This window comes from Paenibacillus sp. PL91 (genome assembly GCF_012935325.2).
GTDB lineage: Bacteria > Bacillota > Bacilli > Paenibacillales > Paenibacillaceae > Pristimantibacillus.
Genome location: NZ_JABBYG020000002.1, coordinates 495,264 through 513,623 on the forward strand (window position 1 = coordinate 495,264; position 18,360 = coordinate 513,623).

At 47.5% G+C, this 18,360-nt stretch carries 14 protein-coding genes and 3 tRNA genes; 1 reads left to right on the forward strand and 16 read right to left on the reverse strand.

Translation table 11 applies throughout. The features are described 5' to 3' along the window. Positions 1-67: 67 nt before the first annotated feature. The 6 genes from HI950_RS07710 to HI950_RS07735 form a co-directional block, all read right to left on the reverse strand. Positions 68-475, reverse strand: coding sequence for a hypothetical protein (locus HI950_RS07710; RefSeq protein ID WP_169083277.1), 408 nt, complete (start codon positions 473-475; stop codon positions 68-70). Positions 476-779: 304 nt separating this feature from the next. Further along, positions 780-1,718 carry a tyrosine-type recombinase/integrase gene (locus tag HI950_RS07715; RefSeq protein ID WP_169083278.1) on the reverse strand — a complete coding sequence of 313 codons (939 nt, stop codon included), beginning with the start codon at positions 1,716-1,718 and terminating at the stop codon, positions 780-782. 172 nt (positions 1,719-1,890) lie between these two features. Next, a tRNA-Leu gene (locus HI950_RS07720) sits at positions 1,891-1,976 on the reverse strand. Positions 1,977-1,997: 21 nt separating this feature from the next. Next, positions 1,998-2,074: transfer RNA gene (locus tag HI950_RS07725), tRNA-Ile, on the reverse strand. A 37-nt stretch (positions 2,075-2,111) separates the two neighbouring features. Continuing rightward, a tRNA-Met gene (locus tag HI950_RS07730) sits at positions 2,112-2,188 on the reverse strand. Between the two features lie 109 nt (positions 2,189-2,297). After that, positions 2,298-2,462, reverse strand: a complete 165-nt coding sequence (locus HI950_RS07735) for a hypothetical protein (RefSeq protein WP_187768050.1) — start codon at positions 2,460-2,462, stop codon at positions 2,298-2,300. 186 nt (positions 2,463-2,648) lie between these two features. Between HI950_RS07735 and HI950_RS07740 the strand changes: the two genes are divergently transcribed. Continuing rightward, positions 2,649-3,161: a 2'-5' RNA ligase family protein gene (locus tag HI950_RS07740; protein WP_169083279.1), complete on the forward strand. Its 513-nt coding sequence runs from the start codon at positions 2,649-2,651 to the stop codon at positions 3,159-3,161. A 70-nt stretch (positions 3,162-3,231) separates the two neighbouring features. On the opposite strand, the gene HI950_RS07745 is transcribed toward HI950_RS07740, so the two are convergent. The 10 genes from HI950_RS07745 to HI950_RS07790 all read right to left on the reverse strand — a co-directional run bounded on the left by HI950_RS07745 (position 3,232) and on the right by HI950_RS07790 (position 18,318). After that, entirely contained in the window at positions 3,232-4,755 is a 1,524-nt protein-coding gene (locus HI950_RS07745) for an ABC transporter substrate-binding protein (protein WP_169083280.1), read from the reverse strand. Between the two features lie 5 nt (positions 4,756-4,760). Further along, positions 4,761-5,651, reverse strand: a complete 891-nt coding sequence (locus HI950_RS07750; protein WP_169083501.1) for an ABC transporter ATP-binding protein — start codon at positions 5,649-5,651, stop codon at positions 4,761-4,763. An 8-nt stretch (positions 5,652-5,659) separates the two neighbouring features. Beyond that, entirely contained in the window at positions 5,660-8,584 is a 2,925-nt protein-coding gene (locus HI950_RS07755) for an ABC transporter permease (protein ID WP_169083281.1), read from the reverse strand. Positions 8,585-8,587: 3 nt separating this feature from the next. Beyond that, entirely contained in the window at positions 8,588-9,664 is a 1,077-nt protein-coding gene (locus HI950_RS07760; RefSeq protein WP_411268074.1) for an efflux RND transporter periplasmic adaptor subunit, read from the reverse strand. Next, complete coding sequence (locus HI950_RS07765) at positions 9,630-10,361, reverse strand: ABC transporter ATP-binding protein (RefSeq protein WP_169083282.1); 732 nt, start codon at positions 10,359-10,361, stop codon at positions 9,630-9,632. The genes HI950_RS07760 and HI950_RS07765 overlap by 35 nt, the downstream gene beginning before the upstream one ends. A gap of 176 nt (positions 10,362-10,537) precedes the next feature. Beyond that, complete coding sequence (locus tag HI950_RS07770; protein WP_169083283.1) at positions 10,538-12,265, reverse strand: methyl-accepting chemotaxis protein; 1,728 nt, start codon at positions 12,263-12,265, stop codon at positions 10,538-10,540. A 180-nt stretch (positions 12,266-12,445) separates the two neighbouring features. Continuing rightward, positions 12,446-13,093 (reverse strand): orotate phosphoribosyltransferase, encoded by a 648-nt coding sequence (gene pyrE / locus HI950_RS07775; protein ID WP_317618312.1) that lies wholly within the window; start codon positions 13,091-13,093, stop codon positions 12,446-12,448. Further along, positions 13,086-13,823, reverse strand: a complete 738-nt coding sequence (pyrF, locus tag HI950_RS07780; RefSeq protein WP_169083284.1) for an orotidine-5'-phosphate decarboxylase — start codon at positions 13,821-13,823, stop codon at positions 13,086-13,088. Before pyrF ends, pyrE begins: the two co-directional genes overlap by 8 nt. Before the next feature lie 138 nt (positions 13,824-13,961). Further along, on the reverse strand, positions 13,962-17,186 hold the full coding sequence (gene carB, locus HI950_RS07785) for a carbamoyl-phosphate synthase large subunit (RefSeq protein WP_169083285.1): 3,225 nt from the start codon (positions 17,184-17,186) through the stop codon (positions 13,962-13,964). Then, on the reverse strand, positions 17,173-18,318 hold the full coding sequence (locus tag HI950_RS07790; protein WP_169083286.1) for a carbamoyl phosphate synthase small subunit: 1,146 nt from the start codon (positions 18,316-18,318) through the stop codon (positions 17,173-17,175). The genes carB and HI950_RS07790 overlap by 14 nt, the downstream gene beginning before the upstream one ends. Between the last annotated feature and the right edge of the window lie 42 nt (positions 18,319-18,360).

Sequence of the window (18,360 nt, forward strand, 5' to 3'; positions counted from 1 at the left end):
TCAAAGGCTCAGTTATCGTTGATTGTTGATTTTCGAGCAAAAGAAAGTCGCCCTTAGTGTTGGGCGGCTAATTATTATTGACTTTCTTCATTACTTCTATTAACTGCTCCGCAAAAATACGTGGTGAATTAGCTTCATAATAGCCTTTTACAACTTGAATAATTACTTTTCCTGATGAATCCAGTGTAAGGCTCGACATATAATCTTGTTTCCTAGAACCAGACTTATACCAATACTCCAATTTGTCACCATCAATTACTGCTTTCACGCCTCTAGCTGTATTTGATACTATCTCATCAATCACACTTTGCTTGAGTCCACCAAACGACTTTTCCGCATTAATTATAGCGTCAGAAGTAACTTTTACTATGTCAGAAACCGCCCTAGATGTTTTTTTTCTCTTTAATGCAACATATCCAAGGGCTCCCACTCCCGCTATCGCTAATAGTGGCTTAATCACTTTTGACATTTTCATATCGACATTTACCCCAATTCTAATTTAAGCAAGTTTCTGTTTCATAAGAACAAATACTTGAATGTGACCTGTACGGTTTCAAATTAATCACTAATTTATTGACAATTATATCAGACACCTCTAGAATCCCTCAATTCCAAATCTTAATGAACCGTTAGCGAAATCAATAATCAACAACTAAGTTTAACATAGCCTAATCAAAAAAAGGCTTCCTCCATTGTGAAGGAAAGCCTAGTATGATCTTCTGGATATTCAATGTTCATTCAGAAATGGCTACTGCATTCATTTGAATCCATTGGCTAGATCACAATTTTCTGAGCCTTTTCGTTTCTGGCATCAGATTATTAATAGGACTAGCTAAAGAATGTTCTCTTTTTAAATCATTATTGGTTAATGCCACATAACGTTTAGTCATCGTTAAATCACTATGTCCAAGTGTTTTTTGCAGCGTTAGAGCATTTGCACCGTTTCTAATGTATTCAAGTGCAAACGAATGCCTTAAATCATAAGGTCGAATATGATAACCTAGGGTTTTACTATACCTTTCAAGTCTATCTCCCCATGTATGACGATTAAGCATATTTCCTTCACATGTACAGAAAATGGGAACATCTTCAGTCCACTCCGAAGGTCTTACAGAAATCACCTGACGGATTGCTCTGACTGTTGGGATAGAAATTGGTAATGTCCTAGAAACCCTTGTTTTTGCTTTTACAGAAGTAATATATATTTCTTGCGAACTTGAATTAAAATCTTGAATCGATAAGGAAAGTGCTTCTTTAGGTCGTATCCCTGTATCTAATGTCAACAGGATTAGTGCAAAATCACGCAAACCAGTAAAAGTTTGCTTATCAGGCAGATCAAGCAACCGTCTAAGCACATCTTGGTCAATGCTAACGACACGTCCTTCATCTTTACGCTTCTTTATGGATTGCAAAGGGTTAGATTTGACGATTGTTTGCTCCAAACACCAATTCAAAAATGTTCGGAGGTATACTAAGCGATTATTAAACGTACATGGCTTAATGTCATCTTGACCTAGATAATGAAATACGTTGTGCTTCAAGTTTTCAATGGATTCAAATGAATCAGGATAACGCTTGAAAAATAGTCGTACTTGCTGGTTATAATCCTTGTACGTTTGCTCACTAATGCCCTGTGCTTTCTTCCAAAATAAAAATTGCTCTAATGCTTCAGTCCAATTTACAGTCATTACGTTTTTGATTTTCTTAATTCTTACCATGAAAAAAACTCCCTTTCATCACTTGTTTATGGCAAGTGTTGAAAAAGAGTTTTATCTTCGCTTTGAGTTCTGTGCACTTATAAAATTTCTAATATAAGTACTCAGAACCTTCGGCATTTGTACATCTTATGTACTTCGTGAAAACCATTGAAATCTCAAGGTTTTCGAGGTATGCCGAGGACGGGAATCGAACCCGTACGGTGGTCACCCACCGCAGGATTTTAAGTCCTGTGCGTCTGCCAGTTCCGCCACCCCGGCATGTTGTGAAGGTTTTGCTTATGGTGGGCCCTGAGGGACTCGAACCCCCGACCAATCGGTTATGAGCCGACCGCTCTAACCAACTGAGCTAAGGGCCCTCGAAAAACGTCTATTTCAACGTATTCATCGAAAGGTTGGTTGCGGGGGCAGGATTTGAACCTGCGGCCTTCGGGTTATGAGCCCGACGAGCTACCGGGCTGCTCCACCCCGCGACGTATATCCATTTGAGCAAAGCTTCTTGAAATGGCGACATAAAATAATATACTATATGGAGCTGTTTTAAGTCAAGCAAAATATTCTATTTTATTTTTTGTTCCTTTTTCAAGGAATAAATCTAACGCCAAATCGCCCTTTGCGGGATCTAAAAACCTCGACCTCACGCGGACAATCGTAGCCATAGACCCACCAATCATTTTCCATTCTTCTGACTAGGCAACCAGCTTGAAACTTCGTTTCGTATAGGCGAACCCAGTACACCCATCTCATGCGAATCCCCCCACTGTATTATAGGATAAGCAGCTTATTTGCCACACCAATAAAGGCTGTAGCCATTAGAATACCCACAAATTCGGATATTACTAGCGTAAATGGCTTAATCCTTTCCAATTGCTTCTTATATTTCATGCAAATCGGGTATACTCAAATTAGGTCATTACGAAGGAGCTGATGTCCATGTTATATGGAATAGTCGTTTTCCCGGAAAAGCATGTGCAAGATGTCGCTAATAGCTGGCGAAGACGCCATGATCCGCATTACTCAGCAATCCCTGCTCATCTCACTGTAAGAGAAGCAGAGGAATGGACGGATGACGAGCTGAAGCTTGCCGTTGCCCATTTGGAGCAGGTAACTTCGACGATGCCTGCATTCTCCATCCAATTGAACCGAGTCTCGACCTTCTATCCCGTTAATCATGTGCTCTATCTAGCGCTGCAAGACACTGCTGATATGCAGAAGCTCCACGAGCAGGTATGCAGCGGTCCAGTAACATGCACCGAAGGAAAATACGTTTATACGCCGCATGTCACAATCGGGCAAGAGCTTTCGGCTGATGAGCTTCACGATTTATACGGCAATCTTCGAATGCAATCAACTGACCTTGTTTCCAAAATCGATCGCGTTCACTTGCTTTATCAGACCGATAACGGCGCATGGACCGCTTATCAGTCGTTTCTATTGAGAGGATAGACAGAAAGTCTGTTGTAATGTAAAAAAGCCCACAATCGGCGCTCAGGCCGATTGTGGGCTTTTTACGATATTACTTTGTTATTGGCATCACTTCGACTGTACCGCCGCCATCGGTAGCTGTTCCAGTCGGATTGTTTTTGATTTTTTCAAGCACTGCATTTCCTCGTGTTTCCCACTCCGCAAGCGCTTCTTTTGCTGTCTTTGTTTTTTTGATGACTTCCTGGAACAACTCGTAGCCAGGCTGCTGAGCTTCCCATACGCCTGGTTTAGTACGATAAATAAGGTCAGCATCTGAGCTTGTTGGCGGAAGCGGCTTAAGTGTAGTAAAGGCATTCATGTTATATTGCAAGCCGCCGATTGGCGTTAAAAACTCTTTGCGTGCAACCATCTCATAAAGGCTTCTCGACTTCAGCTTCGCCCATTCCTTGCTGTTTGAGAATTTAATAAAATCCCAAGCGTCTTTATCATTTTGCGCTTTGCTGTTGATCCCCATCAGCTGGCTAAGCGAAATGCTGCCGCCAACATCCGGATCGTTAGGATGAACGGGTACCGTTACGACATCCCAGTCAACAGGCTCAAAATCTTTGATTTTCGAAGCGTTGTCCGAAGCTTTTTTGAGCTCGTTAATATAGCCATAGTCTCCAATTGTCATCGCCACTTTGCCTTTGATGAACAAATCACCATAGAAAGGATCATTGCCATTGCCGCCATCTGCGCTTTGCTTCTCATACATCTTGTTAATGAATTCTTGAGTTGGAACAACCTCTTCTTGGTAGAGCGATGCTACTGTATTCCATACGCCTTCCCATTGATCGCTGTTAACAAGCATTTTCTCAGCTTTGTCATCCCACATTTTTAGTTGCAGCGCTTGGCTGTAAACTTGCGTATCATTAAAGCCATCGGATGGCCAGCGATTGAACGAGAAGCCGAACTTACGGTCTTCTCCCTCACCTTTGGCAACTTGACGAGCAAGGTTAAGAATGTCTGCCCATTGCATCTTGTCTGTTGGCGGAGTTACACCTGCGTCAGCGAACATTTTTTTATTATAATAAAGTGCAGAAGAGTTGAACGTAGGCGTTAACGCATAGAGATTGCCGTCGCCTGCCGCTTTAATACCGTCAATAACGGTAGGTACATAATCGCTCAAATCAAATTTGTCTTGCGTTACGAGCGGATCAAGCGGCTGAAGCAGGTTATCCTGCGTCAATCTACGCAGCATATTGTAGTCTAGAACGACAACATCTACTGGATTTTGGCCGTTTAGCATTTCCTTCATCTTCTCGTAAGGATCAGGCTGCGTTGAAGGCTTGGATGGATCTTGCTGTTCAAAGCGCTGTTCATCATAGTTAATTGCGCCCACGATTTCGAACTCGATGTTTGGATGCGACATTTCATACATATCTGTGTATTGCTGGCGGAAATAAGGCTCGTTGTCCGAACCACCGTAAAGCACGCCAATCCGCAATACCCGCTTTTCCGCGGACTCCTCAGAGCCGCCGCTGCAAGCAGCAAGCAAGCCAATAAGCAAAGCAAGCGTTAAGCTAACCAAAGTAAATTTACGAATCCGCATACCTGACAACCGTTTAGTATTCATTCGAATTAACCCCCCAATGATTTTGGCGGCGTAATAATAATCCGCTCACCGTCAAATTCCATAGTTGCTTTGTCTTTAATGTTTAAGGCGGATAAATATTCCTTAGGCACTTGTAACCGTCCAACTCGATCTACGACGACATAGGCTTCATGAACAGATTGCAGTCCACTAGCAGCAGCTGGCAGCTCTGCCTCACCCCCATCAAGATTGATATTCGGATTCCGTTTAATAAACTCCGTGCTCGTTAAGCCGTCGCGAATGGCTACTACCCGATCGACCTTACCCGCAAGCGTCAAGTCATGCGTAACGATCACGATCGTAATTCCGATCTCGCGGTTCAGCCTTCGGAAAATACCCATTATTAAATCAGAGGTTGCCGTATCGACAGAACCGGTTGGTTCATCCGCAAGCAAAAGTTTAGGACGGTTCGACAGCGAAATCGCGATAGCGACCCTTTGCTGCTCCCCTCCGGATAGCTGATGGAGCTTGTTATGCATCCGCTCCTTCAAGCCGACCCATTCAAGCAGCTGCTTTGCGTATGGACGATCGACCTTGCCAGACAACATCATCGGCATCTCGACATTCTCAAGCGCGGAGAGATAAGGTAGCAGGTTGCGGGCATTATTTTGCCAAATAAAACCTACTGTTTCCCTCTTATACTGCACGAGGTCCTCTTCCGAAATCTTGAGCAGATCCCATGGGCCAACTCGCACCTGTCCGGCGGAAGGGCGGTCAAGACCGCCCAGCGTATTCAGAAGCGTAGATTTTCCGCTGCCGCTGTTGCCGATGATAGCCATAAGCTCGCCTTCGTTTACTTTTAAGTTCAAGCCCTGCAGGGCGACGACCTCTAGATCGTCGGTTTTGTAAATTTTCACCAGACCTTCGCAATCGATCATCGCTGTTGTCATCGTTCTTCTCCCATCTTGACCGCTTGATGCACTCTGAGCCTGCGAATATGCAGGAAGAGCAGCAATGCGCCGATCAGCATCATAAATCCGACTACGATGAACAATTGATTCGTATCGCTCGATTCGAAAATGACCCTGAAAGGCGGTACCGTTTCAGCAACGTTTTCCGTTGTTTGCAGGAACGGCAGGAACAGCAAGCTGACCGCTTTCCCGATTAAAACGCCCAGGCCTATGGCAAGGCCAGCTGTGAAAAGCTGCTCCAGCAGCAGCATCCCAGTAAGCTGCTTACGAGAAAGTCCCATCGCGCGCAATACCCCGAATTGAACGACACGCCCCGATAAATTAAAGAACCAAAAGAGCACGTAGCCAGCAAGGGTAATGATAACGGAAACGAGGAAGCCTAAGCTCAGTATGCCGAATACGCCGCCTCTCGTCGGAAGCTTCGATTGCAGGATTAGCTCGCTTCTAACATCATTGATAGATGCTAGCTCTACACCGGCCTTCTGCAGCGCTTGAACGATAGGCGCAACCTTCGCATCCGGCTTCATCTTCAGCCATACCTCATATGGAATAAGCGGAATTTGATCATAAATATAGTCCAAATTCGTGATGATAAACGGTGATTTATCCGGATATTGACTAGGCCAATAAGGCAATATGCCAACCACTACAAAATCAACCTTACCTTCCGTGAAGCCGACTGACACCGGGTCTCCCAGCTTAAGCTGATATTTCTCGGCTACCTTTGAAGGAATAAGCGCTGCATGCTCATACAGCCCCAAATTATTCAAATAATAGTTCGGATGTGTGGGATACAGATCGTTGCGGAACCAGCCAACCTTCGCAAAATCAACGTTGTCGATACCCATTATCGTACCTTGACCGATCGATTTGCCCGAGATGACGACGCTCCCCTTCGCCTGTAAGACGCGAGCTGCTGCTTCTACCCCTTCCAGGGAACGGAACAGCTCGAAGGGCGGCTCACTGAATAATACTTTTGTAGGAACGCTTTGACCGCCACCACCTGCACCGCCGCCGCTTCCTCCTCCGGAACCGCCTCCGGCACCTCCACCGCCAGCGCCGCCGCCTGCTCCACCACCGCCGCCGTTTCCTCCATTGCCTCCGCCATTATTGCCCGGCTTCGTTGTAATCTCTGGAGAGCCTTCCCACACCGTTTGAATGGTAACGTCGGCGCCGTACTTATACAACGTCCGTTCCGTCGAGTTCAAATCGATCGTTCTAGCTGCCGATGCGTTATAAACGCCAAGTCCCAGCGTTAGCACCAGCAAAATCATAAGCGGATAATAACCCTTTGACGAGCGGGAAAGCTGAGTAAGCGTCAAATAAAGCGGCACCGGTAAAAACTTGCGCCCAAGCCAAGTGAAGAGCTTCAACAGCCACGGGAACAGCCGCAAGAAAAATAATCCAAGTGCAAAAATAGACAAAGCCGGAACAAAGAATAAAAACGGTTGAACATTTAATTGATCCGTCGTCATCCCTGTTTTGAATGTCAGCATCTGGCGTTCATTGAACATATACCATCCATAGCCTGCAGCTACGAGCAACAGTACATCGAGATACCACCGCTGCCACACAGGCTTGCGGTCAGATCGGGCCAGATCCTGCTTATAGCTGACTATGGATGATCTAGCATACATAATAGCTGGAATAATTGTTGCAAGAAGAGCAAGCAATACCGCTGCGCCGCCTGCGATTATCGCGTCCGTAGAGAAGCCAACCGGTATCGACTTGCGATTGACGAAGGATAGGAAGCCATTGGCGGATCCTATGCTCTTCGCCATGAACCAGCCGATGAAGGGACCGCTGGCAAGCGCTATGCCGCCAAGCAGCAAGCCCTCCAACAAATAAATCCAAATAATTTGCCGCGTGCCTGCACCCCGGCTTCGGAGAACCGCGATATCGCTTCGCTGTTTATCAAGCGACTGGCGAGCATTCATCGCAATAAAGAAAAATACCATAGCCAGCATAGGTGCAGCTAGCGTAAACAGAAGCGTTTGCAGCTGCAGACTTTGCTTCTTAAATTCTGAGAGCGTAGACGAAAACGAGATTTCTACTCTCGTATCCTTGAGGCGCTGATACAATTCAATGTTGAGGCGCTCAAGCGTCCTGCCAAGCGGTGTTAATTGGCTCGTTTGAATTTCCGATAAATCGAAAGCATAATACCAGCTGGCATTATGAAGCGGAATGGTTTTCTTAGCGAGCAGATTTTTCTCGAACGCAGTTTCGCTAATTTGCAACGTATTCAGCAGGCTTTCCATTCCTTGATACCAGTATGAACTTGTATCAGTAAGCGGTTTGACCGCCCCGACGATTTTGACCCGTAAAGTAAGGTCTAATCCGCCGTATACCGGATATTCGAATATGTCACCGATATGTACATCATTACGATACATCGCTTCCTCGAACATCACCGCTTCGAGCAGCTCTCCATCCCCTTCAGCATTCACAAACCATCTGCCTTGTGTAAGCTCGGTATTAGCCTCAAGTCCGGACATGGTCATAATCGTCAGCTGGCGATTGCGCCCAGCATCAACCTTAGTGGGATCCTCAGGCACGACCTCTGTGCTGCGAATGGAATAGCTGTTGACGTATGTTTGAAAAGGAAAGCCGATCTCCTTCGGCACTCCGTCCGTAATATAGCTTTCAAGCCCCGATAGCGCCGATAAATCCGTTTTCCCGCCAGCGGGTGATTGATACCTCATTAGCAGGGAGCCAGCCGGTAATCCTGAGCTCTTCTGCTGCAGCGATTCGGCTACGACTCGTTTGAGCGCGCCATCCGCATACATCGGTATACTGGTCGCAAAAGCAACCGCCAAGGTCAGTCCCGCCAGCGTGCTTAAGGTTAGCCAGCGCGTGTTCCACATTTTGCGGAACAAAAAACGAAATAGCGGAATACCCATCGGCTATCGACCTACAACTTTCTGCCCCGGCTTCAAACCTTGCAGGATTTCAACCTGCGTCGCGGTCTGTTGGCCGACCTCTACATCCACCTCACGCTTGCCGTCAGCATCAATAACCTGCACGTAAGTTCGGGAACCAATTGAACGAAGCGTAGAAGGAGGAATAACAATGGCGTTTTCAGTGCGCTTCGTAATAATGCTGATAGACAGCGGAGTTCCTCTGTTTAAGTTTTTCGGCAAATCCTTAAGGTCGACAATAAGGAAGTCCTCTGGGCGCTCCGGCTTCGTCGTTCCAGGATTCCCGCCGTTACCGCCGCCATTATTCGGATCCTCCTCCGCTTTGATCGGAAGCTGCTTCACTTTGCCTTTAAAGGTACCGACGCTGCTTATATTAGCGGAAACCTCCAAACCGACAGCGACTTTTTCCAGCTCTGTTTTGGAAAGCTTCGCAGCTGCCGTAATTTTGCTCGTGTCCGCTACAATCGCAATCGGCGCATAGGCTTTAATGAGATCGCCTTTCTGAACATTTAACGTCACTACCGTTCCGCTAAATGGCGCTGTCAAAGTCGCCTTTGCGATTTCCTCTTCCATGTCAACCAGCTTCTGCTTGCGCTCTTCGAACGCTATCGACTTCTCCTCGAATTCAATCGGATCCATCTCATCGCGCTGACGCAGCGTTTCCTTCATGGAAACCTCTTCCTTTTTAAAAGCAAGCTTCTCCAAGCGCAGCGTTTTGACCAAATCATCCACGTCCAGCTCGCCGATCACTTGCCCGGCCTTAACGGCTTCACCCGCTTTCACATAGACCGATTTCAAATGCTTGCCGTCTAGTGTGAAAAACAATGTTTCTTCCTCCAAGGAGATCAGCTTGCCAATCACCTGCACCTTCGTCTCGAGAGTGGCAGTCGTCACCTCGTACTCCGGCTTTTTGGATATTTGCGGAGGGGCGATTTCCGGCAATACCTCTTCCTCTTGCTCGGCGGGAAGCAGCGAGCACCCGCTTGCGAATACTAATGAAACTCCCATTACAACAACCATCGAACGTTTAAATAAACTTTCCGTCCACCATTTCATAGACACGGTCGGCAACCTCCAAAATCGTAGGATCATGTGTAGTCATACAAATTGTAACTTGTTCAGTGCGAATAATATTTTGGAAAACGGCCATAATTTGAGCGGACATGCCTGTATCAAGCTCTGCTGTCGGCTCATCGGCCAAAAGCAGCATCGGCTTATGCGCGATCGCCTTAGCAATAGCAACACGCTGCTGCTCGCCACCCGAGAGCTCGAATGGACGGTGACTCATCCGCCGCTCGAGTCCAACAAGCTCAAGACATTCAGTCACTCTATCCTTCCACTCTGAACGTGGAACACCAGCCATGCGAAGGGAAAGCTCCACATTCTCCCGTGCAGATAAAAGCGGCATAAGTGCGAAGGCTTGAAAGATAAAGCCCATGTGCTTACGCCTAACTAACGTTCGTTGATCGTCGCTCATACTATGAAACGGCAAACCATTAAACAAAATCTCACCCTTGCTCGGGGTATCCAGACCGCCCAAGCAATTCAGAAGCGTCGTCTTGCCTGAACCCGATCTGCCTCTAAGCATAACTAATTGGCGCTCCTTGAGCTCCATTCGAATGCCCTTCAATACATGAAGCGGAGAACCTCCAACCTGAAACGTACGCTCTACATCGGTTACGGTAAGTAGATTACGACTTTCAACGGCGGGTTCTATCTGCGCTTCTGCGATTTGCTCTTCTTCCTGCGGAATGGCCATTAGCGCTTCCGATCCCTCCTCAACCAAGCTTTCATAATTCTAATCTTACATGATAGACGAAGGACATGGTTAAAAAGTTACGCCAAAAAGAAACATATTTTAAAAAGTTTGCAAAGTAAAAAAGCTGCTTTTAGCGAATGCTCCCGCATCACGCCTAAAGCAGCTATAACAGCAATTTACTTTACTTTAAAATGAGAAATGGCTTGGTCCAGCTCTTGAACGATTTCATCCAAATGGCCGGCCGCATTTGAAATGTTATCCATAAGCGCAAGCTGCTCCTCCGTTGCTGCAGCAACGCTTTCCGTCTTCTCCAAGTTGTCGGCAGCCGTCGATGCCGATTGCTCCATCGAAGCGCTAACCTCCTCAGAGCTGGCGGACATTTGCTGCGTAATCGAGGAATTCTCATGAATCTGTTCGCTCATTTCATTGATTGAATTTACGATGATATCCAGGTTTTGACGAACGTCTCTCACACGCTCGCTGCCCAGCCTCATCTCTTCTATCGTTTGCGACATAAAGGCGGAAGCTCCTGCAATCTCCTTCTGCGTCACGTCTACGAGCTGGTGGATGCCGTCTGCCGACGCAAGCGAGCCTGCCGCAAGCTTGCGGATCTCTCCTGCTACAACTGCGAATCCTCTGCCATGCTCGCCGGCGCGCGCTGCTTCAATGGACGCGTTAAGCGACAAAATATTCGTTTGATTGGAGAAGCTTGTTATGTTCTCGGCAATTGCGCCAATTTCCATGGAGCGATGCTCCAGTGTTCTGATCGTCTCTGAAAGCTTGCCGATGACTGTAGTCATTTCATCCATTTGATCAATCAAGCGAAGCAGCGCTTCATGTCCGAGCTCGGCCTGCTGCGAGGTAGAAGTTGATCTGTCTGCTATGGAGGCTGTATTTTCAGCAATTCGTTGAATGCCGATCGTCATTTCCTCAATCGCTCTGGACGTTTCCACCGCGCCTCTCGCCTGAGCTTCCGAGCCTCCTGCTACTTCCTGAATGTTCAATGCGACATGCTCAGCCGCAGCTGCCGATTCCTTAGAGGCCGTCGTAAGCTGGGATGCTGATTGGGTCACGTCAGAAGCATGGACGGCAATGTCGCTAATAAGCTTCTTCATCGCTTCGATCATGTGGTCCACCGATTTCGATATGCTGCCTAGCTCGTCCTTGCTGTATTTCTGATCCGGCAGAGCTGTTAAATCACCTCTTGCTACACAATCTGTCTTATACACGACGCTTTTGATCGTCTTCATAATGTGGCGGATCGAAAAGTAAACGGCAATAGCTAATCCAAGTGTAACGATAATAATGGCTACAAATATGTAAAGCTGTGTTTTATCCAGTTCTTCCGTTATGTTTGTAATGGTCGAATTGGCATGGACGTCAATGGCTTGTCCGATCTCATCGATGCCTGAACGGCTGATCAGAAAGCTTTTATCAATCTGACTATTTATAAAATGGTTGTTGCCGTCACCAGCTGCTTTTAGAGCTGCCGCTGACCAAAAATTAAAATTAGCCTTGAATTCGACCAAAATTTGATTGATATCGCGTGTTGACTCGCTGGCCGCCAAGCCTTGCAATCCCTTAGCGAATACGATCTCTTGCGCTTCCCCTACGCGATCTTCCACCTGTTTAAGATTATCCGCCAACTCTTCTCTGGCCGCATCAGCCGCGGCTTGATCCAGGCTGCCTGATTCAACTCTCAAATAGGCTTGGTAAGCTTGATACATATCTCTATCTGCATTCAATACTAACGTATCCACTTTATTCGTGGTCTCATAAATCTGTTCCTTCATTTCATCAAATACCGCCCGCTGCTCCCCAAGCAAATAAAGCCCTGTGAATGCGAAACATACAAGCGGAACAAGCGATAGCAGTGCCAACCTAATTCTTACAGATAATTTCATTAAAATACCCGCCCCTCAATTCATGAAAAATAGTTCTATTATTATTTATCGGGTAACAGAATAATTAATAAGAGATTAAGAAAAACTTTTTAATTTTTTGTGTCGAATTTCTAAGTCTAATCATATAAAAAGCGTGCTATCACATGAATGCGAGAGCACGCCTTTTAATCCGTTTAAGCATTATTTACCAAAAGATTGGGGATCTTGTCGCCAAGCTTGCAAAGCTGCCACATCTTCCGGTGCAACCTTGCCGAGCTGAACAGCCGTTTGAATTAATGCGCTGTAGTTGGACAGCGTTGCAAGCGGCATTTGCTCAGCAGCAAAGGCTTGAATCGCAGAATCGAACTCATAGGTGAAAATCGCTAGAACGGCTAATACTTCCGCGCCTGCTTCACGCACGGCTAGACCGGCTTTCAGCGAACTGCCGCCTGTCGAGATCAAATCCTCGATGACAACAACCTTCTGGCCTGGGTTCACGCGTCCTTCGATTTGGTTTTGCTTGCCGTGCCCTTTCGCTTTGTCGCGAATATAAGCCATCGGCAGATTAAGCTTTTGGGCTACCCATGCTGCATGGGGAATTCCCGCTGTCGATGTTCCCGCAATAACCTCAGCATCAGGATAATTCTCACGTATGATGGTCGCGAAGCCCTCAGCTATCAGATCCCGAATAGCCGGGTAAGTCATCGTAAGACGGTTATCGCAATAGATCGGCGATTTAATGCCTGATGTCCATGTGAAAGGTTCATTGGGACGAAGCGCAACCGCTTCAATTTCAAGCAAGCTCTTGGCAATTTGGTTAGGCAATTCGATTAACGTTGATTTACTCATAGGAAGTCAGCTCCTCAATAATGGATTCTATTGCAGCTCTTGGGCTAGGTGCCGCCGTAATCGGACGTCCGATTACCATATAATCGGTGCCTTGGCGCAGCGCTTCGCTAGGCGTCATTATGCGCGATTGATCGTTCACGTCAGCGCCTGCCGGACGAATGCCTGGCGTAATCGTTTTGAAAGCTGCTCCGCACGCTGCTTTTATTGCTTCTACCTCGGAGGGTGATGCAACAACGCCGTCCAGACCAGCCTTCTTCGTCAGCTCCGCATAGCGCAAAACCGCTGACTCTACCGTACCGCCGATGCCAATCTGCTCGTTAAGCATCAACTGGCTTGTACTCGTCAAATGGGTAACCGCGATAACGGTTGGCCTGTGCAGTCCGCTGCCCGTAAGAGCAAGGTCCACGCCTTCAAGCGCAGCTTCCATCATTGCGCTTCCGCCTGCCGCATGCACGTTGAACATGTCTACGCCTAGCTTGGTAACGCTGTTTGCCCCGCCTTTGACCGTATTCGGAATATCATGCATTTTCACATCAAGAAAAACGTAGTAGCCTCGCTCTTTCAAGCTATTCACAAATGAAGGACCTGCGGCATAAAACAGCTGCATCCCCACTTTAATATAACAAGGAATGCCCTGCAGCTCGGCAATTAAACGCTCTGCCGCTGCTGCATCTGGATAATCCAGCGCTACCATAATCCGTCCTGCAGCTTGCTCGTTTGTCAACTTCATTCGAAATCTCTCCATTTCTCTATACATTTGCATAATAAACGGCCATACGTCTTGCTCTAGCTTGCCGCCGCAAGGCTGAAAGCCCTTTGGAAGCAAGCAAAGCAATGAACGCTGGCCGTACTTTTAAGCTGCGTGAGCTTATTTCTTTTGAAGCACCACTGGCATAGAGCGCGAGGAGAAGTTTAGCGTCTCGAGCATAACTAGCAATGCGCGAACGGTATCCAGCGATGTCATACAAACTACTCCATTCTCAACGGCTTCACGACGGATTCGGAATCCATCACGCTCAGGCGCCTTGCCTTTTGTCAATGTGTTGACGACAAATTGCGCTTGGCCTTCGCGTACGAGATCCAAAATATTCGGTGAGCCTTCGCTGAGCTTGTTAACAGTCGTAACGATCAAGCCTGCTTCTTCAAGCGCTTTTGCCGTTCCGCCCGTTGCGATGATTTTGTAGCCTAGGTTAAAGAAGCCGCGCAGCAATTCTGTTGCCTCTTCTTTGTCCTTGTCCGCTACTGTAGCAATGATTGCGCCTGATGTCGGAATTTTCATTCCTGCGCCGATAAGGCCTTTATAAAGTGCTTTTGCATACTGAACGTCGCGGCCCATAACTTCACCCGTCGATTTCATCTCAGGCGTCAAGGTAGGGTCAACGCGGCGCAGCTTAGCGAAGGAGAATACCGGAACCTTAACGGATACGTATTCATCCTCTGGCCACAAGCCTTCTGTATAACCAAGATCAGCAAGCTTAGTGCCAAGAATCGCTTTAGTAGCCAGGTTTGCCATCGGAATATTCGTTACTTTACTTAGGAAAGGAACGGTACGCGACGAACGCGGGTTAACCTCGATGACATACACTTTATCCTGGTGGATAACGAACTGGATATTGACAAGTCCGATTACATTCAGCGCTTTGGAGATGCTGATTGTAATGTCGACGATTTGTTGTTTAATGTCATCCGAAAGCGATTGTGGCGGATAAACCGCGATCGAGTCACCGGAGTGAACTCCAGCGCGCTCAACATGCTCCATGATGCCTGGGATAAGAACAGTCTCGCCGTCGCAAATCGCGTCTACTTCCGCTTCCTTGCCCAGCATGTAGCGGTCAATCAATACCGGGTGCTCAGGGTTGATTTTTACAGCAACCTCCATATAGCTTAGAAGCTCTTCATCCGAATATACGATTTCCATTGCACGGCCGCCTAAAACATAGGACGGACGAACAAGCACCGGATAGCCAAGTCCTTGCGCAGTAACAACTGCATCGTCTACTGATGTTACCGTTTTGCCGTCAGGCTGTGCGATGTTCAAGCTGCGAAGCAAGGCTTCGAACTTTTTGCGATCTTCCGCGGCATCGATGCTTTCAAGGCTGGAGCCGAGAATGCGTACGCCTGCTTTGGAGAGCGGAGCAGCAAGGTTGATGGCTGTTTGTCCGCCGAATTGCACGATGACGCCAATTGGATTCTCTTGCTCGATAACGTTCATAACATCCTCGAAGAACAATGGCTCAAAGTACAGTCTGTCGGATGTGCTGAAGTCAGTTGACACGGTTTCCGGGTTGTTGTTAATAATAACCGCTTCGTAACCAGCATTTTGGATAGCCCATACAGCATGAACCGTTGAGTAATCGAACTCGATGCCTTGGCCGATACGAATTGGACCGGAACCAAGCACGAGTACCTTTTGTTTATCCGTTGCTGTAACTTCGTTCTCTACCTCATAGGTCGAGTAGTAGTACGGAGTAGACGCTTCAAACTCAGCGGCACAAGTATCAACCATTTTGTAGACAGGCTTCAGATTATGCTGAACGCGAAGTGCGCGAACCTCTTCCTCTGTCGTATGGCTGCCGTTCGGGAAGCCTTCGCGGCGGATTTCTGCGATCGAACGATCGGAGAAGCCTTTGCGTTTTGCTTCATATAGTGTTTGCTGGGAAAGCGTTGATTCGCTCCGCATCCGATCTTCGAATGCGACGATCGATTGAATTTTGTCCAGGAACCACCAATCGATGTTTGTAATATCTTGAATTTCCTGCAGCTTGTAACCGCGGCGGAACGCTTCCGCTACGAGGAACATGCGCTCGTCGTCCGGCTTCTCAAGACGTGAGCGAAGCACGGCATCATCCAGGGACGAAGCTTCTTTTAGGTGAATGCGGTGCGCGCCGATTTCGAGCGAGCGAACCGCTTTGTGAATCGATTCCTCGAATGTACGGCCGATCGCCATAACTTCGCCAGTTGCTTTCATTTGCGTGCCTAGCTTACGGTTCGCGTTAACGAATTTGTCAAAAGGCCAGCGTGGAATTTTCGAAACAATATAATCAAGTGTTGGCTCAAAGCATGCGTAGGTTTGGCCAGTTACTGGGTTTACTAGTTCATCAAGCGTGTAGCCAATTGCGATTTTTGCTGCCATTTTGGCAATCGGGTAACCTGTCGCTTTGGAAGCCAGCGCCGATGAGCGGCTGACACGCGGGTTTACTTCGATAACATAGTATTGATAGCTTTGTGGATCAAGCGCGAATTGCACGTTGCAGCCGCCCTCGATGTTCAAAGCGCGAATGATTTTTAATGATGCCGAGCGAAGCATTTGGTACTCGCGGTCGGACAAGGTTTGGCTAGGCGCTACGACGATGCTATCGCCTGTATGTACGCCAACCGGGTCAAAGTTCTCCATGTTACATACAACGATACAGTTGTCGTTCGCATCGCGCATCACTTCATATTCGACTTCCTTCATGCCGGCAATCGATTTCTCGATCAAGCACTGGCTGATCGGGCTGTAACGGATACCGGAAGCAACCGTCTCGCGAAGCTCCTCTTCGTTAGTGCAAATACCGCCGCCAGTTCCGCCAAGCGTGTAGGCAGGACGAACGATGATTGGGTAACCGATCGTGTTTGCAAAAGCAATCGCATCCTCAACCGTAGTTACGATATCGCTATCCGGTACAGGCTGCTCTAGTTCGCGCATCAGATCACGGAACAAATCGCGGTCCTCTGCTTTCTCGATGGCTGTAAGCTGAGTACCAAGCAGCTTCACGTTCTCGCGTTCAAGAACGCCGGCGCGTGCTAGCTCAACTGCCATGTTAAGGCCGGTTTGGCCGCCAAGCGTCGGAAGCAAACCGTCCGGACGCTCTTGGCGAATGATTTGGGATACAAAATCAAGCGTGATTGGTTCGATATATACTTTGTCGGCCATGTTCGTGTCCGTCATGATTGTAGCCGGGTTACTGTTTATAAGAACAACCTCGTAGCCCTCTTCCTTGAGCGCTTGGCAAGCTTGTGTGCCGGCATAGTCGAATTCCGCCGCTTGTCCGATAACGATCGGACCGGATCCGATCACGAGAATTTTTTTGAGTTCATTATTTTTGGGCATACTGAAGCTCTCCTTTCAACGTCTCCGATAACACCGCTTGACGAGGTTTTTGTGGGTTGTTTTTCTTGTGCGTACGGATCATTTGCAGGAACTCATCAAATAGATAGCTGGAATCATACGGTCCAGGTGCTGCTTCCGGATGATATTGAACCGAGAAAGCCGGGAAAGTATTATGTTTAAGTCCTTCGATAGTGCGGTCATTGTTGTTAATGTGTGTGACCGTCAAAGGCGTGTTCGCTACAGACTCTTCAAGCACCGTGTATCCGTGGTTTTGCGAGGTAATGTAGCAACGGTTAGTTGCAAGCTCTTTAACCGGGTGGTTTCCGCCGCGGTGACCAAATTTCAGCTTAGTCGTTTCTGCTCCGCAAGCTAGCGCGAACAGCTGGTGTCCTAGGCAAATGCCGAAGATCGGGTACTCGCCAAGCAGCTCGGAAATCATTTTTACAGCGTATGGCACATCCTGCGGATCCCCAGGGCCATTGGACAATTGAATGCCATCTGGAGCTAGGCGACGAATTTCGTCTGCAGTCGTATTATGTGGAACGACGACAACATCACAGCCGCGTTTCGTAAGCTCGCGCAAAATACCGCTTTTAGCACCGAAGTCAACAAGTACGATACGCTCGCCTTGTCCAGGGCTTGAGAATAGGTTAGGTGTCGATGTCCGTGCAACTTGATCTGTCATCAGCTTCGAGATGTTAAGACGCTCTGCAAGCTCTTCAACACGCTCGTTGCCCGTTGTGATCAGACCTTTCATCGTACCGTAGTTGCGAAGCTTGCGAGTTAGCATACGCGTATCGATTTCGCTGATGCCCGGAATGCCGTATTCTTTCAGAAGCTGACCTAGCGAATATTGAGCGCGCCAGTTGCTTGGCACTTCTTCATGACGACGAACGACGAACCCATGAATGAATGGGCGAATCGATTCAAAATCATCGCGCGTAATGCCGTAGTTGCCGATTAGCGGGTAAGTCATCGTTACGATTTGTCCGCAGTAGGACGGATCGGAGAGGACCTCTTGATAACCGGTAATACCTGTATTAAATACAACCTCGCCCATCATTTGCGCTTCTGCACCGAACGAAAGGCCCGTAAACAACGTACCGTCTTCCAACAATAATCTTGCTTGCATCCGTATCACTCCTCAGGTGTTCATTATTCCCCATATATTGGC

What these genes read in the sequence shown, in the direction of transcription:
- HI950_RS07710 (WP_169083277.1), bottom strand. Translation starts at nt 475, where the DNA reads ATGAAAATGTCAAAAGTGATTAAGCCACTATTAGCGATAGCGGGAGTG.
- HI950_RS07715 (WP_169083278.1), bottom strand. Translation starts at nt 1,718, where the DNA reads ATGGTAAGAATTAAGAAAATCAAAAACGTAATGACTGTAAATTGGACT.
- HI950_RS07735 (WP_187768050.1), bottom strand. Translation starts at nt 2,462, where the DNA reads ATGAGATGGGTGTACTGGGTTCGCCTATACGAAACGAAGTTTCAAGCT.
- HI950_RS07740 (WP_169083279.1), top strand. Translation starts at nt 2,649, where the DNA reads ATGTTATATGGAATAGTCGTTTTCCCGGAAAAGCATGTGCAAGATGTC.
- HI950_RS07745 (WP_169083280.1), bottom strand. Translation starts at nt 4,755, where the DNA reads ATGAATACTAAACGGTTGTCAGGTATGCGGATTCGTAAATTTACTTTG.
- HI950_RS07750 (WP_169083501.1), bottom strand. Translation starts at nt 5,651, where the DNA reads ATGATCGATTGCGAAGGTCTGGTGAAAATTTACAAAACCGACGATCTA.
- HI950_RS07755 (WP_169083281.1), bottom strand. Translation starts at nt 8,584, where the DNA reads ATGGGTATTCCGCTATTTCGTTTTTTGTTCCGCAAAATGTGGAACACG.
- HI950_RS07765 (WP_169083282.1), bottom strand. Translation starts at nt 10,361, where the DNA reads ATGGCCATTCCGCAGGAAGAAGAGCAAATCGCAGAAGCGCAGATAGAA.
- HI950_RS07770 (WP_169083283.1), bottom strand. Translation starts at nt 12,265, where the DNA reads ATGAAATTATCTGTAAGAATTAGGTTGGCACTGCTATCGCTTGTTCCG.
- pyrE (WP_317618312.1), bottom strand. Translation starts at nt 13,093, where the DNA reads ATGAGTAAATCAACGTTAATCGAATTGCCTAACCAAATTGCCAAGAGC.
- pyrF (WP_169083284.1), bottom strand. Translation starts at nt 13,823, where the DNA reads ATGAAGTTGACAAACGAGCAAGCTGCAGGACGGATTATGGTAGCGCTG.
- carB (WP_169083285.1), bottom strand. Translation starts at nt 17,186, where the DNA reads ATGCCCAAAAATAATGAACTCAAAAAAATTCTCGTGATCGGATCCGGT.
- HI950_RS07790 (WP_169083286.1), bottom strand. Translation starts at nt 18,318, where the DNA reads ATGCAAGCAAGATTATTGTTGGAAGACGGTACGTTGTTTACGGGCCTT.